Source organism: Ruegeria sp. CDSA236 (assembly GCF_059611285.1).
Genome location: NZ_JBXWPG010000007.1, coordinates 114,289 through 139,688, shown reverse-complemented (window position 1 = coordinate 139,688; position 25,400 = coordinate 114,289). Strand labels below are relative to the sequence as shown.

The 25,400-nt window shown below is 58.7% G+C and carries 25 protein-coding genes and 1 riboswitch; of the genes, 16 read left to right on the top strand and 9 right to left on the bottom strand.

Annotated features, from left to right (window positions below; genetic code table 11):
* Window positions 1–82: 82 nt before the first annotated feature.
* A riboswitch (cobalamin riboswitch) is annotated at window positions 83–302 on the top strand.
* An 83-nt stretch (window positions 303–385) separates the two neighbouring features.
* Window positions 386–790, top strand: a complete 405-nt coding sequence (locus AC2FLB_RS13170) for a hypothetical protein (RefSeq protein ID WP_496709402.1) — start codon at window positions 386–388, stop codon at window positions 788–790.
* A gap of 1 nt (window position 791) precedes the next feature.
* Here the strand turns inward: AC2FLB_RS13170 and AC2FLB_RS13165 are convergent, their stop codons facing one another.
* Entirely contained in the window at window positions 792–1,292 is a 501-nt protein-coding gene (locus tag AC2FLB_RS13165; protein ID WP_496709401.1) for a protein-tyrosine phosphatase family protein, read from the bottom strand.
* Window positions 1,293–1,448: 156 nt separating this feature from the next.
* Here AC2FLB_RS13165 and AC2FLB_RS13160 point away from each other — a divergent pair, with 156 nt between their 5' ends.
* From AC2FLB_RS13160 to AC2FLB_RS13145, 4 genes are all read left to right on the top strand, one after another.
* On the top strand, window positions 1,449–3,200 hold the full coding sequence (locus tag AC2FLB_RS13160) for a DNA polymerase III subunit gamma/tau (RefSeq protein ID WP_496697659.1): 1,752 nt from the start codon (window positions 1,449–1,451) through the stop codon (window positions 3,198–3,200).
* A gap of 143 nt (window positions 3,201–3,343) precedes the next feature.
* Entirely contained in the window at window positions 3,344–3,688 is a 345-nt protein-coding gene (locus AC2FLB_RS13155) for a YbaB/EbfC family nucleoid-associated protein (protein WP_496692484.1), read from the top strand.
* Between the two features lie 64 nt (window positions 3,689–3,752).
* Window positions 3,753–4,346, top strand: a complete 594-nt coding sequence (gene recR, locus AC2FLB_RS13150) for a recombination mediator RecR (protein WP_496692485.1) — start codon at window positions 3,753–3,755, stop codon at window positions 4,344–4,346.
* Between the two features lie 99 nt (window positions 4,347–4,445).
* Window positions 4,446–5,033, top strand: coding sequence for a hypothetical protein (locus tag AC2FLB_RS13145; protein WP_496692486.1), 588 nt, complete (start codon window positions 4,446–4,448; stop codon window positions 5,031–5,033).
* A gap of 369 nt (window positions 5,034–5,402) precedes the next feature.
* Here the strand turns inward: AC2FLB_RS13145 and AC2FLB_RS13140 are convergent, their stop codons facing one another.
* Entirely contained in the window at window positions 5,403–6,032 is a 630-nt protein-coding gene (locus AC2FLB_RS13140) for a ribonuclease T2 family protein (RefSeq protein ID WP_496692574.1), read from the bottom strand.
* A gap of 130 nt (window positions 6,033–6,162) precedes the next feature.
* Here AC2FLB_RS13140 and AC2FLB_RS13135 point away from each other — a divergent pair, with 130 nt between their 5' ends.
* Together AC2FLB_RS13135 and AC2FLB_RS13130 are read left to right on the top strand one after the other, a co-directional pair.
* Window positions 6,163–6,921, top strand: coding sequence for a DUF1013 domain-containing protein (locus tag AC2FLB_RS13135; protein WP_142636995.1), 759 nt, complete (start codon window positions 6,163–6,165; stop codon window positions 6,919–6,921).
* Between the two features lie 51 nt (window positions 6,922–6,972).
* The gene (locus tag AC2FLB_RS13130; protein WP_142636997.1) at window positions 6,973–7,362 is read left to right on the top strand and encodes a hypothetical protein; all 390 of its coding nucleotides are present in this window, start codon (window positions 6,973–6,975) and stop codon (window positions 7,360–7,362) included.
* Window positions 7,363–7,404: 42 nt separating this feature from the next.
* Here AC2FLB_RS13130 and AC2FLB_RS13125 read toward each other — a convergent pair whose 3' ends face one another.
* Window positions 7,405–8,436 carry a permease gene (locus AC2FLB_RS13125; RefSeq protein ID WP_496692487.1) on the bottom strand — a complete coding sequence of 344 codons (1,032 nt, stop codon included), beginning with the start codon at window positions 8,434–8,436 and terminating at the stop codon, window positions 7,405–7,407.
* The gene (locus AC2FLB_RS13120) at window positions 8,429–8,737 is read right to left on the bottom strand and encodes an ArsR/SmtB family transcription factor (RefSeq protein ID WP_142637001.1); all 309 of its coding nucleotides are present in this window, start codon (window positions 8,735–8,737) and stop codon (window positions 8,429–8,431) included. The genes AC2FLB_RS13125 and AC2FLB_RS13120 overlap by 8 nt, the downstream gene beginning before the upstream one ends.
* Before the next feature lie 135 nt (window positions 8,738–8,872).
* Here AC2FLB_RS13120 and pdxR point away from each other — a divergent pair, with 135 nt between their 5' ends.
* The 6 genes from pdxR to AC2FLB_RS13090 all read left to right on the top strand — a co-directional run bounded on the left by pdxR (window position 8,873) and on the right by AC2FLB_RS13090 (window position 17,776).
* The gene (gene pdxR / locus AC2FLB_RS13115) at window positions 8,873–10,333 is read left to right on the top strand and encodes a MocR-like pyridoxine biosynthesis transcription factor PdxR (protein WP_282021956.1); all 1,461 of its coding nucleotides are present in this window, start codon (window positions 8,873–8,875) and stop codon (window positions 10,331–10,333) included.
* A gap of 126 nt (window positions 10,334–10,459) precedes the next feature.
* Window positions 10,460–12,238, top strand: coding sequence for a sulfoacetaldehyde acetyltransferase (gene xsc / locus AC2FLB_RS13110; RefSeq protein ID WP_142637005.1), 1,779 nt, complete (start codon window positions 10,460–10,462; stop codon window positions 12,236–12,238).
* 5 nt (window positions 12,239–12,243) lie between these two features.
* Complete coding sequence (pta, locus tag AC2FLB_RS13105; protein WP_496709400.1) at window positions 12,244–13,257, top strand: phosphate acetyltransferase; 1,014 nt, start codon at window positions 12,244–12,246, stop codon at window positions 13,255–13,257.
* A gap of 87 nt (window positions 13,258–13,344) precedes the next feature.
* Window positions 13,345–16,158, top strand: coding sequence for a molybdopterin oxidoreductase family protein (locus AC2FLB_RS13100; protein WP_496709399.1), 2,814 nt, complete (start codon window positions 13,345–13,347; stop codon window positions 16,156–16,158).
* The gene (locus AC2FLB_RS13095) at window positions 16,155–16,904 is read left to right on the top strand and encodes a 4Fe-4S dicluster domain-containing protein (protein ID WP_271949727.1); all 750 of its coding nucleotides are present in this window, start codon (window positions 16,155–16,157) and stop codon (window positions 16,902–16,904) included. Before AC2FLB_RS13100 ends, AC2FLB_RS13095 begins: the two co-directional genes overlap by 4 nt.
* Entirely contained in the window at window positions 16,904–17,776 is an 873-nt protein-coding gene (locus AC2FLB_RS13090) for a dimethyl sulfoxide reductase anchor subunit family protein (protein WP_496709398.1), read from the top strand. Before AC2FLB_RS13095 ends, AC2FLB_RS13090 begins: the two co-directional genes overlap by 1 nt.
* A gap of 78 nt (window positions 17,777–17,854) precedes the next feature.
* On the opposite strand, the gene dapA is transcribed toward AC2FLB_RS13090, so the two are convergent.
* Window positions 17,855–18,748 (bottom strand): 4-hydroxy-tetrahydrodipicolinate synthase, encoded by an 894-nt coding sequence (gene dapA, locus AC2FLB_RS13085; protein WP_496709397.1) that lies wholly within the window; start codon window positions 18,746–18,748, stop codon window positions 17,855–17,857.
* Between the two features lie 133 nt (window positions 18,749–18,881).
* On the opposite strand from dapA, the gene AC2FLB_RS13080 reads away from it, so the two are divergent.
* The gene (locus tag AC2FLB_RS13080; protein WP_496692575.1) at window positions 18,882–20,846 is read left to right on the top strand and encodes a lytic transglycosylase domain-containing protein; all 1,965 of its coding nucleotides are present in this window, start codon (window positions 18,882–18,884) and stop codon (window positions 20,844–20,846) included.
* Here AC2FLB_RS13080 and AC2FLB_RS13075 read toward each other — a convergent pair.
* Complete coding sequence (locus AC2FLB_RS13075) at window positions 20,820–21,689, bottom strand: DMT family transporter (RefSeq protein WP_281973084.1); 870 nt, start codon at window positions 21,687–21,689, stop codon at window positions 20,820–20,822. The two genes, AC2FLB_RS13080 and AC2FLB_RS13075, sit on opposite strands and share 27 nt — an antisense overlap.
* Window positions 21,686–22,351 (bottom strand): tRNA (5-methylaminomethyl-2-thiouridine)(34)-methyltransferase MnmC2, encoded by a 666-nt coding sequence (mnmC2, locus tag AC2FLB_RS13070; protein ID WP_496692492.1) that lies wholly within the window; start codon window positions 22,349–22,351, stop codon window positions 21,686–21,688. The genes AC2FLB_RS13075 and mnmC2 overlap by 4 nt, the downstream gene beginning before the upstream one ends.
* A gap of 49 nt (window positions 22,352–22,400) precedes the next feature.
* Between mnmC2 and AC2FLB_RS13065 the strand changes: the two genes are divergently transcribed.
* Entirely contained in the window at window positions 22,401–23,441 is a 1,041-nt protein-coding gene (locus AC2FLB_RS13065) for an NAD(P)/FAD-dependent oxidoreductase (protein ID WP_496692493.1), read from the top strand.
* On the top strand, window positions 23,438–23,917 hold the full coding sequence (locus tag AC2FLB_RS13060; RefSeq protein ID WP_496692494.1) for a GNAT family N-acetyltransferase: 480 nt from the start codon (window positions 23,438–23,440) through the stop codon (window positions 23,915–23,917). Before AC2FLB_RS13065 ends, AC2FLB_RS13060 begins: the two co-directional genes overlap by 4 nt.
* Here AC2FLB_RS13060 and AC2FLB_RS13055 read toward each other — a convergent pair.
* Both AC2FLB_RS13055 and AC2FLB_RS13050 read right to left on the bottom strand, forming a co-directional pair.
* Entirely contained in the window at window positions 23,909–24,697 is a 789-nt protein-coding gene (locus tag AC2FLB_RS13055; RefSeq protein ID WP_496692495.1) for an HTD2 family dehydratase, read from the bottom strand. The two genes, AC2FLB_RS13060 and AC2FLB_RS13055, sit on opposite strands and share 9 nt — an antisense overlap.
* Before the next feature lie 49 nt (window positions 24,698–24,746).
* Window positions 24,747–25,289, bottom strand: a complete 543-nt coding sequence (locus tag AC2FLB_RS13050; protein WP_496692496.1) for an NADPH-dependent FMN reductase — start codon at window positions 25,287–25,289, stop codon at window positions 24,747–24,749.
* Window positions 25,290–25,400: the final 111 nt, after the last annotated feature.

The following is a 25,400-nucleotide window of genomic DNA, read 5'->3' as shown; positions in this document are numbered from 1 at the left end:
CCACCAGAGTCAAGATTTCATCAAGATGACCAAACGTCCGGTTTGCACCCCAACAGGTGGCTTGACTCGGGGTCTGCATAGCCGCTAGCGATGTGGTGATGGTTCTTGCCCCGGAAATGGGGCGGGATGAAAAGGGAACACGGTGCGGTCTGCCCCGGCGATGCCGGAAAGGGCCAACTCCGCGACTGCCCCCGCAACTGTAAGCGGTGAGCAATGCCGAAATACCACTGGCCCCAGGGCTGGGAAGGTCGGCAAAGCGACGACCCGCAAGTCAGGAGACCTGCCATCGTATCGAAACCGAAACTCGGGCGGGGTGTCCGGGCAGGTCGTCAGCGCGCTGTCACACCTGATCCTCACCCTTCGTCCTGCGCGCGGAGGGCGCATTATGATCTGGAAGACAAAGACACATGAATTCACCGCAACCGTCTGTCAGAGGACCGGGAAACCCTGCCCCGCCCTTGCCCGAATGGCACGCGCCATGGCCGAGGCGATGGCGACGGCAAGGCCTGCGACATCCAAAACATTCGAGGTCGAAGGTACCAGCGATCTGACCCATTGCACCGAAGGCTGCACGGCCCGTTTTCGGGCCCAATCAGAACAGATCAGGGTCTATTGCGGCACCAGCACAGACACGCCGACAGAAAAGCTGGACGCCTATGGCGACATGATGTTCGGGCCGGAGTTCACCCAGAAATCCGCTGGTTTTCTGTCAGAACCACCCTGTGCGATGCTCGACGTTTCGACCCTGCCGCCGCGCAGCGACAGTATTCCGTATCAAGTGTCTGCCTGATTCAAGGAAGGGTTCGGGCCGGCAACCCGGCCCAGTCCTTTTGCGCGTCGGTTTCCACCGCGCAGGGCCGAACCGCACGCAACCGCCGAAGCGCTTGGTCAGGCGCTTCGCCGCATTCCACCATTAGCCGCATCACAACCATCCCCGAGCGTCCGCACCCACCGCGGCAATGCACCAGCACCTTGCCGCCACTGGCAAGGACATGTCGGACGGCTGCGCTGGCTTGCGGCCAAAGCGCCTCAACCTCAGGCGTGGGGGCGCCGAAATCGGAGACCGGAAGGTGGACCCAGGCAACCCGTTCGCACTGCAGGTCCGCCTCGAATGAACGCGCGCCGGAATGCTGGAACTCATCCAGAGTAGTCATCGAGATGACCAGGTCCGGCGCCCAATCCCGGATTACTGCGAAATCCCCAGCATAATCGCCCGTGACACCCGGCAGTGGGCACAGAGCGATCTGCCCTTTGCCCAATCCAAGAGGGTGAATTGCAAAACTCTCCAACACAGCTCCTTTTCCTGCATCACCACATGGGGCTAAAGCCCCTCATGATTTACCGGCTCTGATACAACTTGCCAAAACGAAATTCCTTTTCGCGCGCGGTGGACGCGGACGGCGGGGGTCTCTACGCTGCAAACCTGACACGAATCCAACAGAGCAGACATGACCGACACGCCCAGCCCCGCCTATCAGGTTCTCGCGCGGAAATACCGCCCGGAAACTTTTGCTGACCTCGTCGGTCAGAACGCAATGGTGCGCACGCTGAAAAACGCGTTCGAGGCCGACCGGATTGCACAAGCCTTCATCATGACCGGCATCCGCGGCACCGGTAAGACAACCACGGCCCGGATCATCGCCAAGGGCATGAACTGCATCGGTCCTGATGGGCAAGGCAAGCCCACGACCGAGCCTTGCGGCCAGTGCGAACATTGCGTCGCCATCATGGAAGGTCGCCATGTCGACGTGATGGAAATGGACGCCGCCAGCCGAACCGGCGTGAATGATATCCGCGAAATCATCGACTCGGTCCGATACCGCGCCGCCAGTGCGCGCTATAAGATCTACATCATCGACGAGGTTCACATGCTTTCGACCAGCGCGTTCAACGCGCTGCTCAAGACGTTGGAAGAACCTCCTGCGCATGTGAAGTTCATCTTTGCCACGACCGAAATCCGCAAAGTCCCGGTGACTGTTCTGTCGCGGTGCCAACGATTTGACCTGCGCCGGATCGAACCCGAGGACATGATTGGCCTGCTCAATAAGATCGCAGCGGCTGAGAAGGCACAGATCGCGGATGATGCCCTGGCACTGATCACCCGCGCGGCCGAAGGGTCGGCGCGCGACGCAACTTCGCTGCTGGATCAGGCAATCAGCCATGGGGCCGGTGAAACCAGCGCCGATCAGGTGCGCGCGATGCTGGGTCTGGCCGACCGAGGCCGGGTATTGGACTTGATGGAAATGATCCTGCGAGGGGATGCAGCAAACGCGCTGACTGAATTGGGCGGGCAATATGCCGAAGGGGCCGATCCGCTATCCGTGCTGCGCGATCTGGCCGAAATCACGCACTGGGTTTCGGTTGTGAAGATCACGCCAGACGCAGCCGAGGACCCGACGGTTTCCCCCGATGAACGTGCTCGTGGTCAGCAAATGGCCGAGGCCCTGCCAATGCGCGTTTTGACCCGGATGTGGCAGATGTTGCTGAAAGCGCTGGAAGAGGTATCGGCCGCGCCAAATGCCATGATGGCTGCTGAAATGGCCGTTATCCGCCTGACCCATGTTGCCGACTTGCCCAGCCCCGAAGAGCTGATCAAGCGCCTGCAGGACAACCCGCCACCGCCTCCGAATGGCGGTCCTGGCGGTGGTATGGCCGTGCCCTCTCAGGCTCCGGTACAAGCGGCATCATCTTCTTACGTGTCCGCAACTAGCAGCCCCGCCGGCGCGCCTTCGGCCGCTCTGGCTCATGATATCCAATCGGCGCTGGCACGGTATCCGAGTTTTGACCACGTGGTTGAATTGATCCGCACCAATCGGGATGTGAAACTTCTGGTCGAGGTCGAAAACGGGGTGCGGCTGGTTTCTTACCAACCGGGGCGGATCGAATTCACCCCGACACAGAACGCACCCACAGATCTGGCAGCGAGACTGGGTTCGTCGCTGCAACGATGGACTGGCAACCGCTGGGCTGTGTCGATTGTGGCCGATGGTGAGGTTGCGACCATCGCCGAGATTCGAGACGCCGCCGAGCTGGCGTTGAAAGCAGAGGCTGAGAAACACCCGTTGGTTCAGGCGGTGCTCATGCAATTTCCGAAGGCACGCATAAAGCGGATTGAAACACCGGAAGAACGTGCCGCCAAAGTGGAAACCGAGGCGCTGCCCGAGGTCGAAGACGAATGGGACCCGTTCGAGGAAGACTGAAACCGTCCCATCTGACCCAACTGGAAGCCTCCCGGGCCCAACGGGAGGAAAGGCCTTGACGACGGGCGGGAGCCAGCTCGGCCCTTGTGCCGCGCCGACCGCGCCCGTATTTAGGCGTCAAACCGGATATTAGGAGAATACCGATGCTCAAAGGACTCGGCGGCCTGGGTGACATGGCCAAGATGATGAAATCCGCGCAGGATCTACAGACCAAGATGACGGATATGCAGGAAGAGCTGAATACCATCATGGTTGTCGGCGAATCCGGTGCAGGGCTGGTCAAGGCAACAGCCACGGCCAAGGGAGAGCTGAAAGGTCTCGATATCGACCCGTCAATCTTTAACGGCGACGACAAGGAAGTGGTCGAAGATCTGATCCTGGCCGCCATCAAAGATGCTCAGGCCAAGGCCGCTGAACGGTCGCAGGCTGAGATGGCTAAGCTGACCGAAGGTATGGGCCTGCCCGCAGACATCAAGCTGCCGTTCTGATAGGCACTCCTGACGAAATACCGGCCGGGCCCAACTGCCCGGCCCTTATGCAGGAGCAAGCGCGGTGAGTTCGAACAGCGATATCGACAATCTGATCGACCTGATGGCCAAACTGCCGGGCCTCGGCCCACGTTCGGCCCGTCGCGCAGTGCTGCATCTGATCCGCAAACGCGCCCTTCTGCTGACACCGCTTGCGGACGCAATGCAACAGGTTGCCATCACTGCCCGTGAGTGCCTGAATTGCGGCAATGTAGGCACCTCGGACATCTGTGATATCTGCGATAGCGAAGTCCGCGCGACCGGAGAGCTGTGCGTCGTCGAAGACGTCGCCGACCTTTGGGCGATGGAACGCGCCGCAGTTTTCAAAGGCCGCTATCACGTGCTGGGCGGCACCTTGTCGGCGCTGGACGGGATAGGCCCGGATGAGCTGCGCATCCCCCGCCTCAAGGACCGGGTCACCGCAGAGGGGATCACCGAGGTCATTCTGGCTCTGAACGCCACCGTCGACGGCCAGACCACCGCTCATTACATCGCCGATCAGTTGGAGGGACAGGTGCGCCTGACGTCGCTGGCGCAGGGTGTGCCGATTGGCGGCGAGTTGGACTATCTGGATGACGGGACAATTACGGCGGCGCTGAGGGCGCGGAAGGAAGTATAAGTTCAATAATTGAAAAAGGCTGGGTAAGTAAGCGCACCTTGTCCATCGCCTAGACTTCTCTTAGGACTTTTCCTGAAATAGTTTTTTGGAATAGTATTTATGCAGCCCAAAGAAGACGAACAACAAATTTTCGTAGTTGTGATTGATGAAACTTACGGAGATTCCGAAGAAAGTTGGGAGGAAAGCGAACGATACAGGCGCGATCTCGAGACCGAGTTCTCTGCCGACTTCATCGAGGCAAACGTTGGGCCGGGCGCCGACATCCCAGCGTTTTTGACAATTATTGCAACTTCCACTGTCCCGGTTTGGACTTTATTGCTGAGCGCCTTTTTTCTGGGGAAGCCCATAAACGAGAACCTTGAAAGTTGGGGGGAAATTGCGAAGAAAATTAAGAAGTTTTTTGGTCGACCGGTGCTACTCGCTCGTCACGGAGCGTCTGTCCTCGCTGTAGAGGCGGTGATGGACGATATTGGCGGTATGCCCAAAACTATTGAGCTTCTGAGTTATCGAGTTAGGCATATTGGAGACAACGAAAGCTTGGAACAGATGCCAAGAAGCGATCAAATATCGGAAAGTCCAGACACACTCTACCTTGGCTACCTTGTTCACATTTTTGAGATTGAAGCTGATGCGATTCAGTACCGCGTTCGCGTTGATGGCAAGAAATGCGAAGTCCTAAAGCTCTGAGAGTGCATCTTAAGTAAGCAGCAAAACCTCCCAAATCTAATTTTCTACCTCCTGATGATTTTTTGGCCTCTGTTGGCTAGAATCTGACAATGAAAGCCTTTCAATTATTCGTCCTGGGAGCATCAGTGACCCGCCTTCTCGCCCTCACCCTCGCCACCTTCACTGTTGCCACCGCGGCGCTCGTGCAGGACCTCGCCGACAAAGGCATTGTCGACGGCTGGAACATCATGATGGCCCCGCGCTAGGACACGGGTGCCTCATCCAGTCGATCTATCAGGACCTCCCGGTCGTGCGGCTGGGCTATGACACGCTGGAAGCGACCGTGTTTTCAAGACGCGCATTCGTTAGCGCGACTGCCATCCGAACCCTCTATCGAATCGGATCAAAAAGCGCGTCTTTGGCCGCGCAGTCCTTGATCACATCCCGGCCACAAGGCACCGGTTCAAGATCGCGGGACAGGCACAGGCGCACCTCTTCGATATAGCCTTGTTTGCAGGTGACGGTGATCATGTCGCGCTCCAGCCCCGGATTGACCTTTAGAAACGCTTCTTCCACGACAGATGCGGGCAGTTTTACAGATGTGTCCAACTGGCGGAACACCTTTGGACGCTCGACCGACCCATAGGCCTGCCGCGACAAGGTGTAATAGTCCGAAGCGCTTAGGCCCGAGCAGGTGCCGTGCTTCTTCCATTGATGCCAGGCAAGGCCGGAACTGCCTTGAATATCTTCCATTTCACGGGTCATAGTCCGCGTCGGCGAGGCCTCGGCCGTGCGGCAATAAGATGGCCAGCCCTGATGGAATTGCGGCCAAAGCCCGTGTAGAATCCAGCCGTGATCATGCCGTACATCACACTGATCCGACCCACGCGCGTCGCCTTCGCGCGCGCACCAGTTCGGCGACCAGCTCAGCGCCAGGACATAGTAGTCGAACGCGCCCGGTTTTTCACCCTCGGCCAGCGCCGTCATTGCACTAAAAACCCATAGAACCAGCCAGCGCATTCGCCTCTTCCCTTCTTGCCCTGCCGCGACTATATACAGCCCAAGTTCCCCGACAACGGAAACCTGCCCCAAGATCACGGGGCCGCCGAATTCCGGCGACGGGAAAGATGTATGCATAGGAGACGGGCTGATGGCAAAACCGCTTATGGCCAAGGCAACAGCCGTATGGCTAGTAGACAACACAACGATCAGCTTCAAGCAGATCGCGGATTTCGTAGGAATGCACGAGTTGGAAGTGCAGGGCATCGCCGATGGCGATGTGGCCGCTGGCGTCAAAGGGTTCGACCCGATCGCCAACAACCAGCTTACGCAGGAAGAGATTGACGTGGCGCAGGGCAACCCGCTGCACAAGCTGAAGCTCAAGTTCAACCCCGCTGCCAGTGGCGAGGAAAAACGTCGTGGCCCGCGCTATACCCCGCTGTCCAAGCGTCAGGACCGTCCGAACTCGATCCTGTGGCTGGTCAAGTTCCACCCCGAACTCAGCGACGGTCAGATTGCCAAGCTGGTTGGCACCACCAAGCCGACCATCCAGTCGATCCGCGAACGGACGCACTGGAACATCTCGAACATGCAACCGATTGACCCCGTCGCTCTGGGCTTGTGTAAACAGTCCGAGCTGGACGCAATCGTGCAGAAAGCCGCCGCCAAGAAAGCTGCTGAAGGTGGCGTCATGAGCGATGATGAACGCCGCAAGCTGGTTTCGACCGAGCAGTCACTGGAAATGGACGCAGCGCCCAAAATTCCAACGGCGATCGAGGGTCTCGAGACCTTCTCGTTGTCTGATGACTCCCCCGAGGAGAAAGAAGAGCCGATCATCGACGCCGACAGTTTCTTCAACTTGCCCAAAGGCGAGGCCGAGGATGAAGACGAAAGCGATCCGCGTTTCTGATACGCAGACAGCCCCGGTCAAACTGGCCGGGGCTTTTTTGACGAGACTCTGATGCTGAACATACTGTCTGCCATTTTTGGCCCACACCGCGCCGTGACAATCTATGCCTTCCTAAGAACCTGGGGCCTGCTCGTGTTCGGTGTCGTAGGCGTTATCGCAGTTGCCGCAGCCCTGCTGTTGCTGAACGACGACGGCACGCATGAACACGAAGCCTTCATGACCGTCCCGGTTCTGTCCGCCACCGCTATCAACGGCGACCTCAAGAACGGGGTGATTGCCTCGGTACGTTTACCCGACGGGTCCGCGACGTCGATCACTTCGACCGAGGCCCCGATTTCCCAGACCGTCGGCCAAAGCGCCTGTGTCGAAAAGCGGGTCTATGTGGAAAGTGGCGAACCAAGGTATCGCTTCAAACTTCCGCGTTATTGCGAAGCAAGCTGACAAAGCAAAACCGCCCGGTGTCCACACCGGGCGGTTTTTCCTTCAGATCATCTGAAAGATGATTCCTGCGATCACTGCGCCGACTATCCCCAGGCCCAGATAGGTCGCAAACACTTTCGGCCTGACCAGCGACCATACCGCAGCCATGGCCGGGATCGAGCTGACCGCACCCGCGATCATAAAGGACATTGCTGCCCCGGCGCTCATCCCCTGCTCCATCAGACCTGCCAATAGCGGCGGCGCGACGTATGAGTTCAGATAGGCCGGCATCCCAACAAGTGCCGCGATGATTATGGGCAACACGCCGTCTCCTCCGACCGCGCGTGCGATCAGATCAGCGGGTACATAATTGATCAGCAACGCCTCGAGAACATAGGCAAGCGCCAGCCATTTCAACAAGAACAGGCCGTTCCGAAAAAACTCGCTACGAAATCTATTCCGGCGCGCAGGGTCATGCCAGAATTTCCAAACCGGTTTGTCCTCTTGCTTAGGTCCACAACTGCCGCATCCAGCTGGTTGGTAGTTCCGCAAAGGTTGAGTCAACACACCGCTGCGCGTCATGGTGCGCACGACGAATCCGCCAAACAGGCCAAGTGCCACTGCGGCTATGGCTTTTCCGATAGCAAAGGGCCATCCCAATGCGCCAGCCGTAATCAATAGCGTCGGCGGGTCGATCAGCGGAGAGCTGAGCCAGAACGCCATAACCGCAGACAGTGGCGCCCCAAGCGCCAGTAAACCAGCAATGAACGGGATGACCTCGCAGGAACAGAATGGGGCCAACCCGCCAAACAGGGCAGCCAAAAGGATCATCCGCGTTTCGCGGCCTTCAAAGGCTCGGGCCACCATGACTTCGGCACCGGTGGCCTTGAGGTATGACAACAGCAGCACAGCAAACAGAATATATTGGCCGGTATGGGCCAGTGCCTTACCGGCAAATGTTATCACCTCGGTAAGATTGCCTGGGTCGAGTATCGCCACCGCGATCAGAATGGCGACAATCACCGCCCATGGGGTTTTGATCAGGTCGAAGACGGTTTTGAACGGAGCCCGAGGGCTCTGAGTAAGGTCAGCCATCGTTTGCCGCCTTTCCAGTTTCGTCCGCACAACATTCCGACAGAATGAACTGCGCGAGGTTTCTGAGATGGTCATACCGGGCACGGTTGATCGTGGTGCGCCCGATCTTTTCCTGTTCGACAACGTCACCGGCCGCAAGAAACCGGAGGTGATGGGCCAGCGTCGACGGGGCGATGCCGGTCCTCTCTTGGATCTCACCTACGGTCAGCCCGGCCTCTCCGGCGCGAACGAGTGTCTTGAGGACTTTCAGTCGCGCCTCTGACCCCATCGCCGAAAATCCTGCTGCAGCGGTTTCCCACATATCCACAACTCCAATAAACTAGATTTCTAGTTATATAGAGATATGGAAAGGCGCCGTCAACAAATTCTGATCAGAATTCGTGAAAAGGACGTAAGTCCAGATTGCTCAATCAATAAGGCCACTCTATAAGGTCTTATGGGGATTTCAGTAGATACGTTCTTTCTAGAGCTGAATGGGCAAGGCACCTTGCAGGCCCAGATTCAGCAAATGATTGCAGAAGGTATCCTGTCAGGCCGTTTCCATGTCGGAGAAAAACTGCCCTCGTCGCGTAAACTGGCCTCGCATCTGGGTGTCAGCCGGATCACCGTGACATTGGCTTATACCGAGCTGTTGGCCAATGACTACCTGACGGCCCGGGGCCGATCTGGGTATTATGTGTCGGAAAATGCGCCAGTACCGCCTAAATACACGCCCATCCAACGGGGCACTGAGACCGTGGATTGGGACAAGGCGCTGGCCCGCCGGTTTGTAGATTCGGATGTGTTGCCCAAGCCCTGGAATTGGCGGGACTATACCTATCCTTTTATCTATGGTCAGGCGGACCGAACCCTGTTCGATCATGCCAACTGGCGGCTATGTGCAGTGCGGGCATTGGGGCACAAGGATTTCGAATCGCTGACCCGCGACTATGTCGATCAGGACGATCCGTTGCTGATCGAGTTCATCGCCCGCCACACTCTGCCCCGCCGTGGAATCTCGGCACGCCCCGAAGAAATATTGATCACACTGGGGGCGCAGAACGCACTTTGGCTGGCGTCGCGCATTCTGCTGACTCACAATCACACCGCCGTCATCGAAGACCCCTGTTACTATGCGCTGCGCAGCCTGTTGAACCATTGGGACTGCGCAGTCGTACCCATTGGCGTGGACAAGGATGGCCTGCCACCCGAGGCGCTGCCCGATGAAACGGATGTCATCTTCACCACGCCCAGCCATCAGAGCCCGACAACCGCAACAATGCCGATCACCCGCCGCCGCCAACTTTTGGATCGTGCCCGGGATCTGGACGCAATGGTGGTCGAGGATGACTATGAATTCGAAATGGCGTTTCTCGGGGCGCCCTCACCCGCGCTGAAGTCCATGGACCGGGATGGACGTGTCATCTATGTGGGCAGCTTCTCAAAATCGCTGTTCCCTGGATTGCGCCTTGGTTACATGGTTGGATCCGAGCCATTTATCCGCGAGGCGCGCGCGCTGCGCTCTTTGGTGCTGCGCCACCCGCCGGGCCACATTCAGCGCACTGCAGCGTATTTTCTGTCTCTGGGACATTACGATGCTCAGATCAGGCGCATGTCCAAAGAGCTGTCCAAGCGGCGGGATGCAATGGACAAGGCTATCGACGAATACGGGCTGTCGGTGGCGGGGCGCGGTGTGATGGGCGGATCTTCGATGTGGATGTCCGCTCCCGAACATGTCGACATGTCCCAGCTGGCGCGCAGCCTGCAAAACCAAAGCGTTCACATCGAGCCTGGTGCACCGTTTTTCGCAGGGCCGGATAGGCCACAGAACTTCTACCGGCTCGGATACTCATCCATCGCGCCCGACCGCATCGCTCCGGGCGTGAAGCTGATCGCGGATGCCATCCAAACGCAGTAGCCCGCGTCTGGACCTAATCCGCATTTCGTTTTGGACCTAACGCCATTCCGTCCCTTGGGCCACAACCGTACCCAAAGGCTGGGCTGATCGTCCGGCTTCATCCACAAATCCGCGGAGACAAATCAGATGAAAATGACCACCGAAGAGGCCTTTGTTAAAGTTCTGCAGATGCACGGGATCGAGCATGCGTTTGGGATCATCGGTTCGGCGATGATGCCGATCTCGGATATTTTTGGAAAAGCTGGCATTACCTTCTGGGATTGCGCACACGAAGGCTCGGGTGGGATGATGGCTGACGGGTACACACGCGCCACCGGCAAAATGTCGATGATGATCGCGCAGAACGGACCCGGGATCACAAACTTTGTTACTGCCGTCAAAACCGCCTACTGGAACCACACCCCGCTGCTGCTGGTAACCCCGCAGGCCGCAAACAAGACCATGGGTCAGGGCGGTTTCCAGGAGATGGAACAGATGCGCATGTTTGCAGACTGCGTCTGCTACCAGGAAGAAGTACGCGACCCTTCGCGGATGGCCGAAGTTCTGAGTCGCGTTATCACCAAAGCCAAGCGCGCCTCGGCACCGGCACAGATCAATGTTCCACGTGATTTCTTCACTCAGGTTGTCGATATCGAACTGCCTGCCGTAGTTGAATTTGAACTGCCTTCTGGCGGCGCATCAGCCGTTACCGAAGCCGCCGCGCTGCTGTCGGATGCCAAGAACCCTGTCATCCTGAACGGCGCGGGCACGGTTCTGTCCGCTGGCGGCATCGAAGCCTCGAAAGCACTGGCCGAGCGTCTGGACGCCCCGGTTTGTGTTGGCTACCAGCACAATGACGCCTTCCCGGGCTCGCACCCGCTGTTTGCTGGCCCGTTGGGTTACAATGGCTCGAAAGCCGGTATGGAGCTGATAAAAGAAGCAGACGTGGTTCTGTGTCTCGGCACTCGCCTGAACCCGTTCTCGACTCTTCCTGGCTATGGTATGGAATACTGGCCGGCGAATGCAAAGATCATTCAGGTTGACATTAACCCCGACCGCATTGGCCTGACCAAGAAGGTATCTGTCGGTATTGTTGGCGACGCAGCCACCGTTGCAACCAATATCCTGGCACAGCTGTCGGACACCGCAGGTGACGAAGGACGCGATGCACGCAAAGCGAAGATTGCGGAAACCAAGTCACGCTGGGCGCAGGAATTGACTTCGATGGACCACGAGCAGGACGATCCGGGCACAACCTGGAACGAACGCGCCCGTGCAGCCAAGCCCGACTGGATGAGCCCGCGCATGGCGTGGCGCGCCATTCAGGCAGCCCTGCCGAAAGAGGCGATCATCTCGTCCGACATCGGCAATAACTGTGCCATCGGCAACGCCTACCCATCCTTTGAAGCGGGCCGCAAATATCTGGCCCCCGGGCTGTTCGGCCCCTGTGGATACGGATTGCCATCTGTCATGGGTGCCAAGATCGGTTGCCCGGATGTGCCTGTCGTTGGGTTCTCGGGTGACGGCGCCTTTGGTATTGCTGTAACCGAACTGACCGCAATCGGCCGCGATGAATGGCCCGCAGTCACCCAGATCGTTTTCCGCAACTATCAGTGGGGTGCTGAAAAGCGCAACTCGACCCTGTGGTTCGACGACAATTTTGTTGGAACCGAACTGGACACCAAAGTGTCCTATGCCGGTATCGCTCAGGCCTGTGGCCTGAAAGGTGTCGTGGCCCGCACACAGGATGAGCTGACTGCAGCCCTGAATCAGGCCATTGAGGATCAGAAGAATGGGATCACCACGCTGATCGAAGCAATGATCAACCAGGAACTGGGCGAGCCGTTCCGTCGGGACGCAATGAAGAAACCGGTCGCGGTGGCAGGCATCAGCAATGACGACATGGAACCGCAGGCCGGGGTATAATCCGCGTGAAACCGCTGCGCGCCATTCTCGGGACGGCCAGCGCGTCGGACAAGATCATCGCCCTGTCAGAGGGCGATGATCCCCGCGTCGTGGAAGGTGCGGTCAGGGCCGTAAAAGAGGACGTTGCACGGATCATCCTGATCGGCGACGGGGCCAAAATTTCGGCCCTTCTGGATGCGCATGAAGGATTTGATCCCACTCGGATACACATTCTTGACCCGGCGCATTCCTCAATCACCACGGAACTGGCTGAAGCGCTGTTTAATCGCCGCAAGCACAAGGGCATGACCCTTGAAGAGGCAGGGCAACAGATCACCAACCGGCTGACCTTTGCCGCCATGCTGGTGCATCAGGGTATCGCTGACGGCACCGTGGGCGGAGCGGTTGAAACCACCTCTGACACAGTTCGCGCGGCGTTGCAGATCATCGGAACAGCGCCGGGTACAACAATGGTATCCAGTTTTTTTCTCATGCTGTTCTGCCAGGATCATCACGAGGTCAAAGGCGCGCGCATCTTTGCCGATTGTGGTCTGGTGGTGGATCCAAACGCCGAAGAAATGGCGGAAATTGCCCGCGCATCGGCCGCATCCTATTCAGCTTTGACTGGAAACACGGCGCGTGTGGCGATGCTGTCTTTTTCCACCTCGGGAAGCGCCGAACATCCAAAAGTATCCAAGGTCGTCGAGGCAACCCGGATCGCACGCGAAAAAGATCCGAACCTTCTGATCGACGGAGAGCTGCAGTTCGATGCCGCCTTTGTCCCCGAGGTTGCGGCGCAAAAGGCGACGGATTCGCCACTGAAGGGCGAAGCGAATGTCTTTGTCTTCCCCAGCCTGAATGCGGGCAATCTGGGCTATAAGATCGCACAGCGCATCGGAGGGGTTGAGGCAATCGGGCCAGTCCTACAAGGCCTGGCCAAGCCGGCAAATGATCTATCGCGCGGCTGTACGGCAGAGGACATCCTTCACATGATCGCCGTGACTGCTGTTCAAGCACAACATGGCGAAAACGGAATATAAGTCTCGACAAGTCCGTGAAAAACAAATTTTATTCCGGTTCCCGGCAATACTCGGGGGAATACCGGTCTGCAAACTACAGGGGCGCCTATGAACCAGCCAGTGATTGACACCTCGCCCAAAGTCTCGGACGAGATCCGGCAGACCACCTGTTACATGTGCGCCTGTCGCTGTGGCATCAACGTTCACATGAAAGACGGCAAGGTCGCCTATATCGAGGGCAACCGAGACCACCCGGTGAACAAAGGCGTTCTGTGCGCCAAAGGGTCCGCGGGCATTATGCAGGTTAACGCGCCGTCGCGCCTACGCAAACCGCTGCGCCGTGTCGGCCCGCGCGGATCGGGCGAGTTCCGCGAGATCGAGTGGGACGAAGCGATCAGCACAGCCGTCGGCTGGATGAATGAGCTGCACGAGACAGCGCCGCAAAAGCTGGCCTTCTTTACCGGTCGCGACCAAAGCCAAAGCTTCACCAGCTTCTGGGCTCAGAATTTCGGCACCCCAAACTATGCGGCCCATGGCGGCTTCTGTTCCGTCAACATGGCCGCAGGCGGCATCTACACCATGGGCGGCGCGTTTTGGGAGTTTGGCCAGCCCGACTGGGACCACACCAAGCTATTCATGCTGTTCGGCGTAGCCGAAGACCACGACAGCAACCCGATCAAGATGGGCATCGGCAAGATCAAGGCACGCGGCGCACGGGTGATCGGTGTGAACCCGATTCGATCAGGCTATAACGCCGTCGCCGATGACTGGGTCGGGATTACGCCCGGCACCGACGGGCTGTTCATCCTGTCGCTGATCCATGTGCTGATGAAGGCCGGCAAGATCGACCTGGATTACCTCTGCCGTTATACCAACGCGCCTGTTCTGGTGAACGCATCCGAAGGCCCCGACAAAGGTCTGTTCTTGCGCGATAGTGACGGCAAACCGCTGGTGATCGACCGGGCCACAGGCGAACTCACTGCGTTCGACAAGCCGGGCGTACGCCCGGACTTGTCGGCTACTTACGAAAAGGACGGCGTCACCCATCGCCCGGTTTTCCACCTGATGGCCGAGAAATACCTAAGCGACGAGCACGCCCCTGAGGCCGTGGCTGACCGCTGTGGCATCCCGGCCAGTCGCATTCGCGCCATCGCGGCGGAAATCGCCCGCGTCGCCTTTGATGAGGCGATCGAGCTGGATCAGGAATGGACCGATTTCCGCGGCGAAACCCATGCTAAGATGATCGGTCGCCCGGTCAGCTTCCACGCCATGCGTGGCATCTCGGCCCATGCCAACGGGTTCCAGACCTGCCGCGCGCTGCACGTGCTGCAGATCATCCTCGGCACCGTCGAAGTTCCAGGCGGTTTCCGCTTCAAACCGCCCTATCCCAAACCAGTCGAGGCACACCCAACCCCGCATGGCGACCGCCGCCCCGGCAGACCCCTGGAAGGCCCCCATCTAGGCTTCCCCCGCGGGCCCGAAGACCTGTTGCTGGACGACTGCGGCACTCCCCAACGGATCGACAAAGCATTCACATGGGAAAACCCGATGTCAGCCCATGGGCTGATGCATATGGTAATCTCAAACGCCGCCGCCGGTGATCCCTACAAGATCGACACGCTGTTCATGTATATGGCGAATATGTCGTGGAACTCCTCCATGAACACCAAAGGTGTGATGGAGATGCTGACCGCCAAGACCGAAGACGGCAAATATGTCATCCCAAACATCATCTATTCCGATGCCTATTCCTCGGAAATGGTGGCCTATGCCGACTTGATCCTGCCCGACACCACCTATCTTGAACGGCACGACTGCATCTCGCTGCTCGACCGCCCGATCTGCGAGGCAGACGCCGCCGCCGACGCAATCCGCTGGCCGGTGATCGAGCCCGACCGCGACGTGCGAGGCTTTCAGTCGGTGCTGGTGGAACTGGCCAACCGCATGAGCTTGCCAGGCTTTACCAACGAAGACGGTACGCCGAAGTGGAAAGACTACGCTGACTATATCGTTAACCATCAGCGAAAGCCCGGTATCGGCCCGCTGGCCGGGTTTCGAGGCGAAAATGGCGACAAGGAAGGTCGTGGCGAGGTCAACCCCGACCAGCTAAATCGCTACATCGAAAATGGCGGCTTCTACGTCGCGCATATCCCCGAAGGGGCGGATTACTACAAACCCTGGAACGCTGCCTATCAGGATTGGGCAGTGGGGATGGGAATCTACGACAGCCCGCAACCCTATCTGTTCCAGCTCTATTCAGAACCGATGCGCAAGTTCCAGCTGGCCGCCGAAGGCCACGGGGACCGGCAACCGCCGGAAAATCTGCGCCAGCGCCTCAAGGACACCATGGACCCGCTGCCGATCTGGTACGAAACCGATCAGCAGGGCAATGAAGGTTTCACAATCAATGCCCTGACTCAGCGCCCGATGGCGATGTATCACTCATGGGGCACCCAAAACGCCTGGCTGCGCCAGCTACACGGGCGCAACCCGCTTTATGTGCCAACCAAACTGATGCGCGAACACGGGATGCAGGACGGCGACTGGGCCAAAGTCACGTCTCCGCACGGGGAAATTACTGTTCCGGTCATGGAGATGGCCGCGCTGAATGAAAATACTGTCTGGACTTGGAATGCCATAGGCAAACGCAAAGGTGCTTGGGCCCTGCAGGAAGACGCACCAGAGGCCACCAAAGGCTTTTTGCTGAACCACCTGATCCACGAACTGCTGCCGTCAAAAGGCGATGGAATGCGTTGGGCCAATTCTGATCCGATTACAGGCCAAGCGGCTTGGTTCGACCTGAAGGTCAGGATCGAAAAGGCAACGCCACCTTCGGATGCAGAAAGCCAGCCCGAATTCAAACCGATCAAATCACCGGTCGGCACCGGACCAAAAGATCTGGCGTGGAAGGTAGGAAAATGACCCAGCTCCCCCAATCCACAGACAAGAAAATGGGTCTGGTCATCGACCTGGACACCTGTGTCGGCTGCCATGCCTGCGTGATTTCCTGCAAAGGTTGGAACACTGAAAACTACGGCGCGCCCCTGTCGGATCAGGACGCTTATGGCGGCAACCCGTCCGGCACCTTCCTGAACCGGGTACATTCCTACGAGGTCCAACCCGAACAGGGTCACGCCCAGCTGATCCACTTCCCCAAATCCTGCCTCCATTGCGAGGACGCGCCCTGCGTCACCGTCTGCCCCACTGGGGCCAGCTATAAGCGGGTCGAGGACGGTATCGTATTGGTCAATGAAAGCGACTGTATCGGCTGCGGGCTTTGCGCCTGGTCCTGCCCTTACGGCGCGCGTGAGATGGATATGGCCGAGGGCGTGATGAAGAAATGCACCCTCTGCGTGGATCGCATCTATAACGAGAACATACCCGAAGTGGACCGCGTGCCATCCTGTGTGCGGACCTGCCCCGCCGGAGCCCGCCATTTCGGTGATCTGGGCGACGCAGATAGCGATGTCAGCAAATTGGTCGCCGAACGTGGTGGCATGGATCTGATGCCTGAAATGGGCACCAAGCCCGTCAACAAATACCTGCCACCTCGCCCTAAAGATCAGATCGAGGACCAGATCGACATTCTCGCGCCCCTTCTGGCCCCGGTAGCCGAAGAGCCCAAGGGCTTTCTGGGTTGGCTCGACAAGACACTGGAGAAGCTCTGATGCATCCGGCCCCATCCGTCATTATCTTCACCACCTTGTCCGGTCTGGGCTTTGGGCTGCTGTTTTTTCTGGGCCTTGGGATGCCGGATGTCACCGGGTGGGTGGCCTTCGTATTCTATGCCATGGCCTTTGGCCTGTCGGTGGGTGGGCTGATGGCCTCGACCTTTCACCTGGGCCATCCTGAACGTGCGTGGAAAGCATTCACCCAATGGCGGTCAAGCTGGCTCAGCCGTGAGGGTTGGTGCGCAGTGATCGCCTTGATTCTTATGGGCTTCTACGCGCTGGGCGCTGTCATCTTTGGTCAGCGTTGGGGTGTTCTGGGCGTCCTTGGCGCGTTGTTTTCGCTGGCAACAGTTTTCACCACCTCAATGATCTACACCCAGCTCAAGACAATCCCACGTTGGAACATGAAACTGACACCAATCATGTTTCTGAGCTTCAGCCTTGCCGGTGGCTCGCTTCTGGCCGGTCAGGTCAGCCTTGCCGTCCCTCTGTTGGTGATCGCTGCCGTTGCGCAGACATTATACTGGTGGCAAGGGGATAAGGCATTTGCGAACTCAGGAACAAACCTTGGCACCGCTACGGGTTTGGGGCAGCGCGGGGCAGTGCGTGCGTTTGAGCCTCCACATACAGGTACAAACTATCTTCTGCGCGAATTTGTCCACGTGGTTGGCAGGAAACATGCGGACAAATTGCGGGTCATCTCGTTTGTGCTGGCCTTCCTATTGCCGGTCATCCTGCTGATCCTGCCGTTCAACCACTTCTTCGCTCTTCTGGCTGCGCTGTCGCATGTGGCAGGCGTTGCAGTTTCGCGCTGGCTGTTCTTTGCGCAGGCCGAGCATGTCGTGGGTCTGTATTACGGCAAACGGTAAAGAAGGGGGCCAGCCCCCTTCTTGGCCCTAACAGGCCAATTCATCCCCCGAGGTATTTTTGGCCAGATGAAGATCGGATCAGGCCAAGAACACCCCTGGTTCCAGCAGACCTGCGTGGTTCATGGCTGCGTCGATGGCTGTTTTGGTGCTGTCGTCCAACGTGGTCAGGGGCGAGCGAACTTCTTCGCTGCACAGGCCCAGCTTGCTGAGGGCGTATTTGGCCCCGACCAGACCGGGTTCGATAAAGATCGCCTCATGCAGAGGCATCAGGCGGTCCTGATAAGTCAGCGCTTTGGCATAATCCCCCTGCAGGGTAGCCTGCTGGAATTCGGCACATAGCTTGGGCGCAACATTCGCCGTGACCGAGATACAGCCCACACCACCATGCGCATTGAAACCCAGCGCCGTGGCGTCTTCGCCCGACAGTTGGCAGAACTCGGGCCCGCAAGAGGCGCGCTGTTGGCTGACACGCCCCAAATCTCCGGTTGCGTCTTTAACCCCAACGATCCTTGGCAACTCGGCCAGCTCACCCATCGTCTGGGGCGTCATGTCGATGACGGAACGGCCTGGAATGTTGTAGATGATGATCGGAATATCAGAACAATCATGTAGGGTACGGAAATGCTGAATTAGGCCCTTCTGGGTCGGCTTGTTGTAATACGGGGTCACCACCAGAGCGGCATTCGCGCCGACTTGCTGCGCAAATTGAACGAATCGGATTGCCTCGACCGTGTTGTTCGAGCCCGCACCAGCGATCACCGGGACACGACCGGCTGCGGCACTGACAACTTCTGCCACCACCGTTTCGTGTTCTTCATGGCTGAGGGTTGGGCTTTCACCGGTGGTCCCCACCGGCACCAAACCGGTCGAGCCTTCCTGAATTTGCCATTCCACCAAACGTTTGAGCGTGCCCAGATCCAACTCGCCATTCGAAAACGGGGTAACGAGGGCTGGCATCGAGCCTTTGAACATGACACGCTCCTTGCTGTGCGGTTAGCAATTTTTGCGCCTTGGGCAATCACATTCCTAGCAATGTGTGTTGATCCCGCTGGCGCAAGGTTTATCCTAAATGGCTCTATCCTTGGTTGGTTGGGAAATGCAAGGCATGACACGCGTTCTGGCGCTTTTGACAGCGGTGATTCTGGCATCCTTCGGGCCGGCCCAAGCCGACTCGGTGGGCGATCTGCGCGCTGGCATGTATGAAATGCGCAAGGGCGATTGGAACGCCGCGCTGCAAGAGGCAGGCCCGCGCGGATCTGTGTCACGTGACATCATCGTATGGCATTGGCTGCGCGAGGGGTTCGGAAGCTCGGGCGATGTGCTGGTATTTCTGAACCGCAGGCCGGATTGGCCGGGGCTGGCATGGTTACGACGCGAAAGCGAACCCGCCTTTACCGGGGCTGACCCGGACCGGGTGTTGAAATTCTACGCCGGCACTGCCCCACAAACGGCGGAAGGGGCGCTGAATTTCGCCGTAGCGCTGAAGGCTAAGGGACGGCAGGGTGATGCGCAGGCGGATATCGTAACCGCCTGGCGTACGATGCCGATGGGATCGGGCCTGCAGAAAGACTATATCGAGAACTTTGAAACATTGCTGAAACCCCACCACGCGGCGCGGCTAGACCGGATGCTGTGGGACGGTCATCTGATCAGCGCAGGACAAATGCTGCCATTGGTGAATGACGATCAGCGCAAGCTGGCCGAGGCGCGGATTGCATTGCAAAAACGTGCGCCGGGTGTTGATGCCAAAGTAGGGGCGGTTCCCGAATCCGTGGCCGGATCGGCAGGGCTTGCCTTTGACCGCTTTGTCTGGCGAGATAAAAAGGAACTGGATGACAGCGCGATTGATCTGATGCTGGCGCGGTCATCCAGCCCGGATGCTCTGGGCGAGCCAGGCAAATGGGCCGAGGGCCGTCGCCGACTGGCACGGCTTGAGATGCGCAACGGTGATGTGAGCCGCGCATACAAGATTGCCTCTAGACACCATATGACGCCGGACATGGGCTATGCTTATGCCGATCTTGAATGGCTTTCCGGATTCCTTGCCCTGCGTCGGTTGAATGATCCGGCAACGGCTGTGCGGCATTTCCAAAACTTCTCGGGCGCGGTGCAGTCACCGATTTCCAAGGGACGCGGCGGGTATTGGCTAGGTCGGGCCTATGCCGCGCAGGGGGATGCGGAAAAGGCTTATGAGGCCTATGCCATGGGTGCTGATCACCAGACCTCGTTCTACGGGCTTCTTGCCGCCGAACGGATAGGGCGCCCCTTCGACAGCGATCTGGCAAACCCGCGAAGGGCACCGCACTGGAAACAAGCGGAGTTTGCCGATTCCAGCGTTCTGGAAGCGGGGCTATTGCTGTTGCGCGCAGGTGAGGCAAACCTATCCGAGCGGTTCCTGACCCATCTGGTTGAGGGGCTCGACCCCGTTCAGGCAAGCCAACTGGGCGATCTGGTCATCGAACTGAACGAACCACATCTGGCGGTGATGATCGCCAAGCGCGCCGCGACCACCGGCGTTGTCCTGCCCGCCGCGTATTACCCGGTTCATCCCGTGGCAGATCTGGGCCTGCCCATGGCCAAAGAAATGACGCTAGCAATCGCCCGGCGCGAAAGCGAGTTTGACCCGGTTGTCATCAGCGGCGCGGGCGCGCGCGGGCTTATGCAGGTGATGCCCGCGACGGCGAAAGTTGTGGCCCGGAACATGGGCATTCTAAGCAGCCACCAAACCGGAAAACTGACTTCGGACTGGCGATATAACGCCAAATTGGGGGCGAATTACCTGTCCGAGCTGGCAGCAGAATTCAACGGCAATGTGGTGATGATGGCGGCGGGGTATAATGCCGGACCGGGCAGGCCGATCTCGTGGATGAAACGCAATGGCGACCCGCGCCGGGGTGAGGCCGATATCGTCGACTGGATCGAATTCATACCCTTCAGCGAGACCCGCAACTATGTCATGCGCGTCGCCGAAAGCCTGCCTGTGTATCGCGCACGGTTGGGGCAGCAGGCGTTGCCGGTGCCATTTTCCGAGGAACTGATCGGGTCAACTCTGGCGTCGTTCGCGCCATAAGGTGAACAATCCGGCGGCAATAACCAATGTGGCCCCTGCAACAACCGCGGGTCTCAAGCTTTCACCAAAGACCGAGATTCCCAGAATGGCGCTCCACATCAGGTGAAAATAGGCAAAGGGCTGAACGGCGCTGGCCTCGGCCATTTCGTAGCACTTAATCAACAACCAATGTCCCAGAACTCCGGTCAGGCAGAGCAGGCCCATCCAAAGCCAGTCACCGCCCTGCATAGGCTCCCAAAACCACACGCCCACGGCCGTCATGGCAACCGCCCCGGCGATGCCGGTCCAGAAAAAACTGGTGGCGGTAGTGTCGCGCCGCGCCGCATAGCGGGTCAGCAGGCCATAGACGGCAAACATCAGGGCCGAGATCAACGGGATCACCGCCCACGGATTGAACACTCCCACCCCGGGCTGCAAAATGATCAGAACACCAATACATCCCACGCCGATAGCCGACCACCGACGCCAGCCGACCTTCTCACCCAGAACGGGTCCGCTGAGCGCCGCCACCAGCAGGGGGTAACAGATAAATACGGCTTGGCTTTCGATCAGCCCCAGGATGGTGAAGGCATAGACTGCGACGCAGATTTCCCCCGCCAAGAGCACCCCGCGCAGGATCTGCAGCCCAAGCTGGCTGGTGCGGGCCGTGGCCGCGATACCGCCGGGCGCACGTAGCGCCAGAGCGACGACAAATGCTGCGAAGAACCAATAGCGGATCATCACGACCATATAGGTGTTATAAGTCCCGGCCAGATGGCGCGAGATACCGTCCTGCAGCGCAAAAACCACAGTCGCCGCGATCATCAGCGCGATACCGGCGCGAGTGTTGTTCTGTTGGGTCATGGCTTGACCGCCCGCGTCATGTGACGCTTGCGCCCATAGCCCGGCGCGCGGGTGACGTTGAACCCCGCGTCTTGGAGCCCGCGCCGGACGAACCCAGCGGCGGTATAGGTGGCGGCGGTTCCATTGGGCGCCGTGTGGTCGGATACCTGCTGCATCAGCTCTGCGCCCCAAAGCTCGGGGTTTTTGGCAGGCGAAAACCCATCCAGAAACCACGCATCCGCCTGCCCCGACCATGCGGACAGGGTGGACCGCGCGTCGCCCTCGATAACCTCAAGCCGCAGGGTGCCCAGATCGCAGGTACCGCCCTGCCATTGGGACAGGAACCGGTCGGCCCAAGGGGACAACTCAGGAAAGACGGCCAGAGCGCGCGACATGTCGTCTGGCGCCATTGGATAGGCTTCGAAACTGGTGAATGTCAGCGGGGTCGTTTGGCCAGCCTTTTCCCATTCGGCCCAGACGGTCAGCATATTCAGGCCGGTGCCAAACCCGAGCTCGGTAATGTGAAACCCCGGCGCAAACCGCGCGGGCAGGTCATTGCCCGCCAAAAACACATGCCGCGTCTCCTCCAGCCCGTTCTGCAACGAGAAATAGGGGTCGTCGAAACGGTCCGAGACGGGTATCTGCCCGTCTTTCCAAGTCAGTTCGGCGCGCTGGTCTGCCATCGGGGAATCCTGTAGCTAAGCGGCGCGACACTGAACAAGGACAAGGGGAATGGCAATGGTCGATGTGACGGTGCGAGGCGCGGGCATTTTTGGCCTTTCGATCGCCTGGGCCTGCGCAAAACGCGGCGCAAAAGTTCAGATCATTGACCCTTTTGGGCCCGGTGCAGGATCCAGTGGCGGTTTGGTCGGGGCTTTGGCACCACATGTGCCCGAGAATTGGAATGCCAAGAAAGCTTTTCAATTCGAAAGCCTGATCATGGCCGAACCCTTCTGGAAACAGGTTGAGGCGACCGGAGGCGTCTCAGCCGGATATGCCCGGTTGGGAAGGCTACAGCCCATCGCAGATAGCCGCACGCTGGATCTGGCCCATGCACGTACGGTCACCGCCGCAGAGCTTTGGCAGGGGCGGGCCGAATGGCGCGTTGTTGCAATGGATGAGGTCGGGTCGTGGTGCCCTCCCAGCCCCACCGGCTTTGTAATCCACGACACGCTTAGCGCCCGGATGCACCCAAGGCGGGCATGTTCTGCACTGGTTTCGGCGCTGGCGGTGATGGGGGTTGAGGTCAAAACCGATGCGGCCAATCAAGGGCATATCATTCACGCCACCGGGCTTTCTGGCCTGCTAGAACTGAACGACGCCTTTGGCAAAACGGTCGGCAATGGCGTCAAGGGACAGGCGGCTTTGCTGCGGTTCGATGCCGGGGACGTCTCCCAGCTGTTTGCAGATGCCGTTCACATTATCCCGCATGCGGATGGCACATTGGCCATCGGATCGACCTCGGAACGGGACTATGACGACCCAACCAGCACCGATGCGGCGCTGGATGATGTCCTGGATCGGGCCACGCGGGCGGTTCCGGTCCTGCACGGTGCCGAAGTGATCGAACGCTGGGCCGGGATCCGACCCCGCAGCAAAAGCCGAGCGCCGATGTTGGGTGCACATCCGCTGCACGCCGGAGAATTCATCGCCAATGGAGGGTTCAAGATCGGCTTTGGCATGGCGCCCAAAGTGGCAGAAGTCATGGCCGAACTGGTGCTTGAAGGGCGCGATGAAATCCCCGCAGATTTTCAACCCGAGGCTTCTTTGTGACCTCCCTCGACAACACCCCAGTTCGCCTGCAACCAGACGATCCTATATTGCCACAGGTGTTACGCCTGATCCGCCACAGCTTTGCATTCATGGAGGGGCGTATAGACCCGCCCTCGTCAATGCATCGCCTGACCGAGGAAACGCTTCGGCAACAGGCCCGCGACCACGAGGTTTGGATCATAGGCAATCGCCCGGATGCGGTCGTCTTTCTGACACCCAAACAGGACAGCCTGTATCTGAGCAAACTGGCTGTGGACGAAACCCGACGTGGTCAGGGGCTGGCACAGCGTCTGGTCGATCTGGCATCCGCGCGGGCGGTTGAAATAGGTTTTGCTACGCTGGAACTGAAGACACGGGTCGAATTGGTCGAAAACCATGCCTCCTTTGCCCGGATGGGCTTTGTCAAAACGGCGGAAACGGCGCATCCCGGGTTCACCCGGGCGACCTCGATTACCATGCAGAAACATTTAGGCTGAGGCTTCGGCAATCATACATTGGCGCCCGTCTGCCGCACGCACCCACAGGGTATTGCCCTTCCGGCACAGGCTCGCAGTTTCGAAATGCATCAATGCCGAGGTTGCGCGGAAAGAAAACTGCGCTAATGGGCCCATCACATCTTCCGCAAACAACATCAGGTGCTGCGCTAAAAGCGGGCCATGCACGACCAGCCCGGCATATCCTTCGACATCACGGGCATAGTCGATGTCATAGTGAATACGGTGTCCGTTAAATGTCAGGGCCGAGTAGCGAAACAGCATTGTGCTGTCGAAGGACAGCTCGCGATGTTCGGTTTCATCCTGCCTGGCCAGTGGTGCCGGAGGGGTGGCCGTATCTGCCGAGGGGTCTTGGCGGTAAACCAGATCCTGCCATTCGGTCAGGCGCAGCGCACCGCCCTGCCAAACCTCGTGGCGCAACGTGACAAAGCCCAAGGGGCCGGTGCGTCCTGATTTCAAACTCGAACTTTCACATAGCGATCGCCGTTCGGCTAACTGACCTGCTATCAGAGGCGCGAAAAACTCCAAGCGTCCGCCTGCCCACATTCTGCGGGGTAGGCCCATATCGGGGATCAGGCCCCCGACATTGGGATGTCCGTCGCGCCCAAGTTGGCCGGGTGGCTGCGGAGTCCAGAAATACAGGTGATGAAAGAACGGCGGCAACGCAGTGCCGCCCCTCACAGTTGCCTGTTTCCCAAGCGCCACCTGCAACGCGCCAGCACGGGCTGCGTCCATCACATCTGTCTGAATTTCCATCGACATAGCGCAAGATTAGGCGGCCTGCCCCCTACGGGCAAGCAAACCGGCAGTTTCAGAAACCGGCCTCTGACCGCAAGTTCTTCATCAAGGTCCGAAGGGCGTTTTCATAGCGTTCGTTAACCAGCTTGCCCTGCGCGTCGAATTCGTTCGAACTGTCGGCCAGATGAATTTCCGGCCCTTGCAAGATGCGCGTCTGGAACGGAACCATATAGCTGCGCAGTATCATCTGTGCACGTTCACCGCCGGCACGACCCGCAGCGGCAGACATCACCGCAACCGGCTTGTTCGCCCAAGGCTTGTCCTTGGTGCGGCTGACCCAGTCCAGCGCATTCTTCAACACACCTGACGGCGCTTTATTATATTCCGGCGTCGAAATGATGACCGCATCCGCACGGGCAATCTGATCCGCCAAAATCTGGACGGTCTCGGGAACCCCTTCGCCTTCTTCAAGATCACCGTCATATAATGGCAAGTTCAGATCGGCCTCGATATGAGTGCCCGGCTCAAACAGCCGCGCCGCCTCGCGAAGCAGTTTTCGGTTGGTAGCATTTTGGCGCAGTGAACCTGACAGGCTCAGAAGGATCGGTTCGGACATAAAAGGTCTCCGTTCAGGCGTTTTCCAGAAGGTAGCCCCTGATCACCGCCAGCCAAAGCCCAGTTGACGCGCAGTCAATGTGCAATAACGGGCACCTAGACGGTGCCCGGT

Bases quoted from the DNA above. Each gene is read 5' to 3' on its own strand.
- AC2FLB_RS13075 (WP_281973084.1), bottom strand. From the start codon at position 21,689: ATGACCCAACAGAACAACACTCGCGCCGGTATCGCGCTGATGATCGCG.
- mnmC2 (WP_496692492.1), bottom strand. From the start codon at position 22,351: ATGGCAGACCAGCGCGCCGAACTGACTTGGAAAGACGGGCAGATACCC.
- AC2FLB_RS13160 (WP_496697659.1), top strand. From the start codon at position 1,449: ATGACCGACACGCCCAGCCCCGCCTATCAGGTTCTCGCGCGGAAATAC.
- AC2FLB_RS13120 (WP_142637001.1), bottom strand. From the start codon at position 8,737: ATGTGGGAAACCGCTGCAGCAGGATTTTCGGCGATGGGGTCAGAGGCG.
- AC2FLB_RS13145 (WP_496692486.1), top strand. From the start codon at position 4,446: ATGCAGCCCAAAGAAGACGAACAACAAATTTTCGTAGTTGTGATTGAT.
- AC2FLB_RS13140 (WP_496692574.1), bottom strand. From the start codon at position 6,032: ATGCGCTGGCTGGTTCTATGGGTTTTTAGTGCAATGACGGCGCTGGCC.
- AC2FLB_RS13125 (WP_496692487.1), bottom strand. From the start codon at position 8,436: ATGGCTGACCTTACTCAGAGCCCTCGGGCTCCGTTCAAAACCGTCTTC.
- AC2FLB_RS13065 (WP_496692493.1), top strand. From the start codon at position 22,401: ATGGCAATGGTCGATGTGACGGTGCGAGGCGCGGGCATTTTTGGCCTT.
- AC2FLB_RS13130 (WP_142636997.1), top strand. From the start codon at position 6,973: ATGCTGAACATACTGTCTGCCATTTTTGGCCCACACCGCGCCGTGACA.
- dapA (WP_496709397.1), bottom strand. From the start codon at position 18,748: ATGTTCAAAGGCTCGATGCCAGCCCTCGTTACCCCGTTTTCGAATGGC.
- pdxR (WP_282021956.1), top strand. From the start codon at position 8,873: ATGGGGATTTCAGTAGATACGTTCTTTCTAGAGCTGAATGGGCAAGGC.
- AC2FLB_RS13080 (WP_496692575.1), top strand. From the start codon at position 18,882: ATGACACGCGTTCTGGCGCTTTTGACAGCGGTGATTCTGGCATCCTTC.
- xsc (WP_142637005.1), top strand. From the start codon at position 10,460: ATGAAAATGACCACCGAAGAGGCCTTTGTTAAAGTTCTGCAGATGCAC.
- AC2FLB_RS13055 (WP_496692495.1), bottom strand. From the start codon at position 24,697: ATGTCGATGGAAATTCAGACAGATGTGATGGACGCAGCCCGTGCTGGC.
- AC2FLB_RS13100 (WP_496709399.1), top strand. From the start codon at position 13,345: ATGAACCAGCCAGTGATTGACACCTCGCCCAAAGTCTCGGACGAGATC.
- AC2FLB_RS13050 (WP_496692496.1), bottom strand. From the start codon at position 25,289: ATGTCCGAACCGATCCTTCTGAGCCTGTCAGGTTCACTGCGCCAAAAT.
- AC2FLB_RS13135 (WP_142636995.1), top strand. From the start codon at position 6,163: ATGGCAAAACCGCTTATGGCCAAGGCAACAGCCGTATGGCTAGTAGAC.
- AC2FLB_RS13090 (WP_496709398.1), top strand. From the start codon at position 16,904: ATGCATCCGGCCCCATCCGTCATTATCTTCACCACCTTGTCCGGTCTG.
- AC2FLB_RS13170 (WP_496709402.1), top strand. From the start codon at position 386: ATGATCTGGAAGACAAAGACACATGAATTCACCGCAACCGTCTGTCAG.
- AC2FLB_RS13155 (WP_496692484.1), top strand. From the start codon at position 3,344: ATGCTCAAAGGACTCGGCGGCCTGGGTGACATGGCCAAGATGATGAAA.
- AC2FLB_RS13095 (WP_271949727.1), top strand. From the start codon at position 16,155: ATGACCCAGCTCCCCCAATCCACAGACAAGAAAATGGGTCTGGTCATC.